The sequence below is a fragment of the Holdemanella sp. DFI.5.55 genome (assembly GCF_020593575.1).
In the GTDB taxonomy this organism is placed as follows: domain Bacteria; phylum Bacillota_I; class Bacilli_A; order Erysipelotrichales; family Erysipelotrichaceae; genus Holdemanella; species Holdemanella hominis.
Map to the genome: position 1 here is coordinate 24917 of NZ_JAJDMK010000020.1, position 6507 is coordinate 31423.

At 33.7% G+C, this 6507-nt stretch carries 8 protein-coding genes; 4 read left to right on the plus strand and 4 right to left on the minus strand.

The genetic code is table 11. The annotated features are described in order from the left end of the window. Positions 1–12: 12 nt before the first annotated feature. Positions 13–930: an ATP-binding protein gene (locus LJE08_RS06065; RefSeq protein WP_227402713.1), complete on the minus strand. Its 918-nt coding sequence runs from the start codon at positions 928–930 to the stop codon at positions 13–15. A gap of 199 nt (positions 931–1129) precedes the next feature. On the opposite strand from LJE08_RS06065, the gene LJE08_RS06070 reads away from it, so the two are divergent. Further along, positions 1130–1378 (plus strand): hypothetical protein, encoded by a 249-nt coding sequence (locus LJE08_RS06070; protein ID WP_117926684.1) that lies wholly within the window; start codon positions 1130–1132, stop codon positions 1376–1378. A gap of 3 nt (positions 1379–1381) precedes the next feature. Further along, the gene (locus tag LJE08_RS06075) at positions 1382–1750 is read left to right on the plus strand and encodes a hypothetical protein (protein WP_117926685.1); all 369 of its coding nucleotides are present in this window, start codon (positions 1382–1384) and stop codon (positions 1748–1750) included. Positions 1751–1889: 139 nt separating this feature from the next. Here LJE08_RS06075 and LJE08_RS06080 read toward each other — a convergent pair whose 3' ends face one another. Beyond that, the gene (locus LJE08_RS06080; protein WP_217255809.1) at positions 1890–3386 is read right to left on the minus strand and encodes a carboxypeptidase M32; all 1497 of its coding nucleotides are present in this window, start codon (positions 3384–3386) and stop codon (positions 1890–1892) included. Positions 3387–3493: 107 nt separating this feature from the next. Between LJE08_RS06080 and LJE08_RS06085 the strand changes: the two genes are divergently transcribed. Further along, entirely contained in the window at positions 3494–3994 is a 501-nt protein-coding gene (locus tag LJE08_RS06085) for a nitroreductase family protein (protein WP_117926840.1), read from the plus strand. Beyond that, a complete protein-coding gene (locus LJE08_RS06090; protein ID WP_227402714.1) occupies positions 3981–4493 on the plus strand; it encodes a GNAT family N-acetyltransferase in 513 nt (170 codons plus the stop codon). Before LJE08_RS06085 ends, LJE08_RS06090 begins: the two co-directional genes overlap by 14 nt. A gap of 371 nt (positions 4494–4864) precedes the next feature. Here LJE08_RS06090 and LJE08_RS06095 read toward each other — a convergent pair whose 3' ends face one another. Further along, positions 4865–6424, minus strand: coding sequence for a hypothetical protein (locus LJE08_RS06095; RefSeq protein WP_227402715.1), 1560 nt, complete (start codon positions 6422–6424; stop codon positions 4865–4867). After that, on the minus strand, positions 6393–6507 hold a 115-nt coding region (locus LJE08_RS15275), incomplete at its 5' end, for a transposase (RefSeq protein WP_368735823.1). The genes LJE08_RS15275 and LJE08_RS06095, both read right to left, overlap by 32 nt.

The window sequence follows — 6507 nt, forward strand, 5'->3', positions numbered from 1 at the left end:
AAGTGATTTGACTCACTTCTTTTCATTTAGTATATAGAATGTATTTTTACCTTTACCATGTTGAGAGATTTGACCTTCTTCTTTCATTCTGTTTAAAATGCGTCCACAAGTTGTTTGAGAAAGGTTAAATGCATCTTGAACATCTTTACGAGTGAATTGGGTGTGTGTTTTCGCAAACTCTAATATTTTGTTTTCGGGACAATCATATACAACTATATCTTCCTGAATTTTATTGTTTTTCTTTTGATAATTTAGATTTGGAAGAATAATTTTAAAGGCGTTTTCTGTTGTCACAAATTGAGGCTTGAATTCAGATTCTGAATACGAATCAATAATCTTTTGAATGCCAGTACCATAAGCTTCAATGAGTTCTAATCGGTAAAAGATATTTGCGAGTTTTGGGTTTCGACAAACAGAAATACCAAGTCGAATGTCTTCTAAAGTGATTCCTTTTAATAAGCCTCCGATTGAAGTGAATTCAATACGATCTGTATACATACGAATGAAAGAACTTGCGCTATATGAATATTCACGATGAACAATTAGATTCAATAAAGCTTCTCTAATGGCTACTTCTGGATAATCTCTTTTATCAATTCTTTTCAATCCTGAAAAGTTGGAATGTTTTTGATTTCTAAAATCGATATAAGAATATACTTCGTGCATTTGTTTGAATAATGAACCGGTAAATTCATTTCGATCTTGAAAAACATTCTGTGTTTCTCCATTAAAAACTGCAACTTTAATTGTGTGCTTACATTGATCCGATAAAAGTAGTCCTAAATTCGTGTATATACCATCTTGATTTTGAATGCCTAAGTTCTTTTCTTTAAATGGGATGTTTGATTCATCGAATTCAGTTTTAGCAGAAAGAAAAGTTAAGTCTTGTTCTAAAGAACGCATTTGTTCAAAATCTTCTTGAAATATCATAAAATAGCTCCTTTTTACTCATATACTAACCAATCTAACCATTCTAATCAATAAAGAATTTGTTTTTCTTGTTGTGCATATCCCCCTTCCTGATGATAGTGAACAAGAAAAATTAGATTGACAAAGAATAAAGAAAAAATTATTATAATGATAGAGAGTGGGAATTCCCACATTTAGGTTTATGTTGGAGGTGTTGATAATGGAAACAATAAAGGATTATGTTGCACATTTGGATAACAAAAAAAGAATTACTCTTAGAGGAGCTACTTATCATTACTACAATGTGAAAGAATATGGAAATGGTTGTATAATTCTTGAACCTCGGGAATTATCAGTGCCAAAGAGCATTTCAGCTAGAACATTGGCAGATATGGATCGTGCGGTAAGTAATTTTAAGTGTGGAGATGTTTCCACGGCTATTGATTTGTCGGATTTTTCAAAGGAATAATAAATGAATTTTAATATACGAATGGGAATTCCTGAAATGCAGGAACTTTGGCAAGATTTGCAACAAAAATATCGTTCTGGTAAGATCAAAAAGAAGGAAGAGCAACTCTATAAAAAATGGGGGAAAGCTTTAAAGTTGTTGTCGGCGGATCCATTTTATCCGAGTCTTCAAACCCATGAAATAGAGCCTTTATCTAGACGTTACGGAATGAAAGTGTGGCAATCTTATTTGGAAAATAAAACAAGTGGTGCAATGAGAATGTATTGGGTTTACGGACCGGATCAGAAAGATATCACGATTATTGGATTGGAGCCACATCCGGAAGATAAGAAAAATGGCGCATACGATAGAATTTCACTGTCGGATTTGTAGAATAAATTTGAATAAGGTACTAAATATGAGTAGTTAGTCTGTGAAAATAGGTTAGCTGCTTTTTTTCTTAAAAATTCAGAATGATTCATTTCTAACCATTCTTGTCAATAAGAAAAGAAGTGATGTTACTCACTTCTTCTTAGTCTAGATTGTATAATTTCTTATATTTTTTGATTAAATAATCTGTGTAGTAATCAGGATTAAATGGTTCTCCACTTACTTCTTCTACGATTTCAGCCATAGATTTACTTGCAGCATAATGGTGTACATTTTCTTTTAACCAGTTTGTGATTTTTTCAAAGTGGTTTGTTAGTAGGGCTTCTTCTACGTCAAATTGTTTTTCCATTGTTGCATATAATTGTGCAGCATACGCACTACCCAATGCGTATGTTGGGAAGTATCCTAAGTATCCTGTAGACCAGTGCATATCTTGTAAGACACCTTCTTTATAGTTTGTAGGACGAACACCTAAATATTCTTCGTATTTATCGGCCCATACTTCTGGTAGCTTATCATAATCTACATTTCCTTTCGCAATTTCTTTTTCGATTTCATAACGAACCATAATGTGTAATGGATATGTTAATTCATCCGCTTCTGTACGAATCAAAGCACATTCAGTTTTATTGATCATGTTTACTAACTCGTCAACAGACACATCTTTAAATTCTGGGAATAAATTTACTAATTGATTATAGTTTGCTTGCCAGAATGCGTGACTTCTACCAACGTGGTTTTCTAAGAAACGAGATTGTGATTCGTGCGCAGCCGAACCAACAGCCTGTGTTAGCATGGTTCCTTCAAAAGCAGGATCCATTTGTAGTCCATAAAGAGCGTGTCCATATTCGTGTACAGTTGAAAGGATGGCACTTAAGAATTGATCTGGATAATAGTGTGTTGTGATACGAGTGTCGTTGCTTGAGAAGAAATCTGTGAATGGGTGTTCTGTCGTTGAAAGGTATACTTTCCCAAAATCTACTTTCATGAAGTCACAAATAACATCCATAAATTTTTCTTGGCGATCCACTGCATAAGTTTCATGAAGTAAGTCATCATTGATTTGTGGTTTGTTTTGAATTTCATGAATTAGTGGAACTAATTTCTCTTTCACATTATTAAAGAATGCATCATATTTTTCTTGTGTCATGCCTTTTTCATAACGGTCTAACAATACATCATACGCATTGTTTCCATTAAACTTAGGGTCATATTCTAAAAGGTGTAAAGTCTCTTTCATGATTGCTTGTAAATGAGGCTTGAAATGTTCATAGTTATCTGCTTCTTTAGCTTCATGCCAAGCAAGTTCACTATCGGCTTTGACTTTGACATAGTTCGCATATACATCACTAGGAATGTTTTCAGATTGTGCTAAGGCTTCAAGGCGATAGTCGACTTCTTTCTTTTCTAAACTTCCTTCTGGCAATGTCTTTGCGTATTCCTTGATCTTTTTGATTGTTTCTGGATCATTTTCAATGATGAATGCTTGTTTAGATAGTCTAGACAACATTTCATTTGAATAAGGAATTCCTTTCTTTGGTGCAATTGTCATTTGTTCAAAATAAATGGTTGAGAATGCCAATGAGAAGGCATCTAATGTTCTTTCGTATTCTTGATAGAATGGTTCAAATTTTAACATGGTTAAATTCCTCCTGCTTGTATTGTAACACAAAGAAAAGAATAGTCATTATATAATGAAAGCGAATTTTCAAAATGGTGATATAATACAGAAAAGGAGTAAAGAGTATGGATGCAATTTTTAATCGTACGAGTATAAGAAAATATAAACAGGAATCTTTAAAAAAAGAAGAGATCGATTTAATTTTAAAGGCGGCATTTAGTGCTCCTAGTGCTAGAAATAGTCAGCCTTGGCAATTTATTGTTGTTCAAAACAAAGATACATTAAAGGATTTAAGTCAAATGACACCCTATGCATCTTTTCTAAAAGATGCAGCCATGGGAATGGTTGTTTGTGCGGATAAAAATAAGAATGATAGTTTGGATTATTGTCAACAAGACTTGGCAGCGGCTACAGAGAATATGTTGGTTGAAGCGAAAAGTTTGGGTATTGGTTCATGCTGGCTGGGTGTGTATCCGAATGAAGAGCGTTATTTGGCTTTAAACCAATATTTTAAATTGCCAAAAGGAATTGTTCCAATGTGGATGATTTCATTTGGATATATAGATCAAGAAGAGGTTGTAAAAGATAAGTTTGATTCTTCGAAGGTGCATTATGAAAAGTATTAATATTGTAGAGTGTAAGAATGAAAATGATTTAAAAGAAGTAGCTATTCTTGCCGAAAAGATTTGGCATGAATTCTTTCCTGGAATCATTTCAGAAGCACAAATTGATTATATGGTAGATAAGTTTCAGAGTTTTGATGCCATGCAAGACCAAGTAAAACATCAGCAGTATCATTATCATAAGGTATATGAAGGCGATGAGCTAGTTGGATATATTGGGTTGCAGAATCAGCCGGATCGTTTATTCTTGTCCAAACTGTATTTAAAGGATTTGGCTAGAGGAAAGCACTATGCGACTGAAATGTTTGAATATGTAAAGAAGCAGGCAGAAAAGTATTGTTACCCATCTATTTATTTGACTTGTAATAAATATAATAAACATAGTCTAGCTGTATATGAGAAGTTTGGTTTTCAATGGATAGATTCTGTACAGACAGATATAGGAAATGATTTCATCATGGATGATTATATCTTAGAATATCGATTAGGGACATTTTTATAAGTGTTCTTTTTCTAGTTCGAAAATAATTTCTTCATGATAGGCTACCAAACTCATCTAAGTATTTAATCGATATAAATAGTGTCAATAATTCTTTAAGAATCATGCATACCTAATTTACCTTAGATGAATTTGGGAACCTATCATGATTTTTTTCCTTTTGAGACATCTGATCTGACTACTCCTCACCGCAAGCAATGAGGGTTCTGAACTGACAACATTATGCAGCAATCGTACATTATTTTCAAACTTTGGATTCCTGTCTTTCTGTTGGAGCAGTGAACTCTACAATCAAGCACTACATTTAGCACATTAGCGATTGTTTTCTGTATCTCTACATGGAAGCATAGTCAATCTCCCGATTTAACATTTATTTAATTTACCTTAATTCCACTGTTCATGACTTTGATCTGATTCACTTGGATATATTCAATCGTTTCATTTTGATTTTTATACTGTTTCTCAAATTCATGAATACACTTATTCTTATCGATTTTGTTTGTATTTAGATCAATGCAGTACAAAAGGAAGGATGAATATAGATCTCTTTGTACCATTGTTCCATCTTGAAGTTTATACATTCTTTGTGACAACGATTTCTTGATGTATTCATCACTCGTATGATCATATTGACTTGCCTTATAGTCATTTGGCACTTCAACATAGATTCTGAACTTCCTTTTAGCCTGACTCTGAAAATAGCCTGGACATCTATTTTTTATTGATCTTCCAAATCTTTTCCTGCGCTTTCCAGTTTTAGCTTTCTTTTGCAGTTTCTTGGCATTCTTTGGCTCTGTCACAAAGATATCCCCTAAGCTTCTTAATTCATTTACATCTTCATGGATGGCTAAATGTCGATTGATCGCATTGATTCTGCATAGTTCTGTATGTTTCGTTCTCAACTTCTTATAGCGATTAGAGTATGTCCACTTCTTCTTTCCTTTTTTGATAGTTCCATCCTCATTGTAGTTGTCTGGATTCATTGCTCTACGGCTCCTATCCATTGCACGATAAATCCGTCTTTCTTTTCGTTCATTGACTTCAATACAACTTCCTCTTTCTGCAAGATTTTTTAAACCTGCTTTTGTTTCTGTTGTATACGCAATTGTCTGAGTTCCAATATCACATCCAACAATGCCTTTTCCTTTGTTGTGTTTAAAATTGCCAAAACGATCCTGTTTCGGTTTAGTTACACCTTCAATTGTGATATGTACATAGACTCTTAACTTACCACGGATCTTTTTACATACAAGACTCACGTAACAAGGTCTGTATGTTGATACACAGATATCAGTTTCCCTGTATGTATTTGCCGCCATAGAATCCATTAATTCTGCATTCTTCAAATAATACAATACAGCTTCCACTTCCTCTTGTTCATAGCGGTCTTTGATTTTTACACCAAACTCCATATCTTTGAATTTGAAATTCATTTGTTTCATTATGATTCCACGATTGAGCTGTTTAGCACGAATACATGGAAGATCTCCACGCTTTTTAAAATGAACTGTTTCTCCATCCGAATAAAGACATTTGTCGATTCCACGAAATACATCCTCCGCTTTCGTTAGTGCAAATACGGCATTGATTCCATATTTCTTTCCAATAGGAATCATTGAAGTTCTGCAGTAATCCCATGTCACATCATACTGTTTCTGCATTTCCTTCATCTGATTACATACATCTTTTAATGCCTTTTTATTATCGGTATCCTTATATTTCTTATAAAGCCTTTTTAGCTTGCGATACCTTTTCGTACGAACAAGCTGATCATATCTTTTTTTCATGATTCCAGTCAGTTCATTACCAGCTTTACGAACCAAATCGGCATAATGAAAAATCTGACACTTTTCTACATAAGTCAGATTCGTTTCCAATACTAATACATGTCTATCTGAACATCTACGATAGGCTTTCAAATCGGGTTGTATCATTTTTCTGCTCCTCGATATATTTCTTGATTGCAGCTTCACTGATATGCCCTACAGAAGATATAAAATATCCATTTGACCATAAT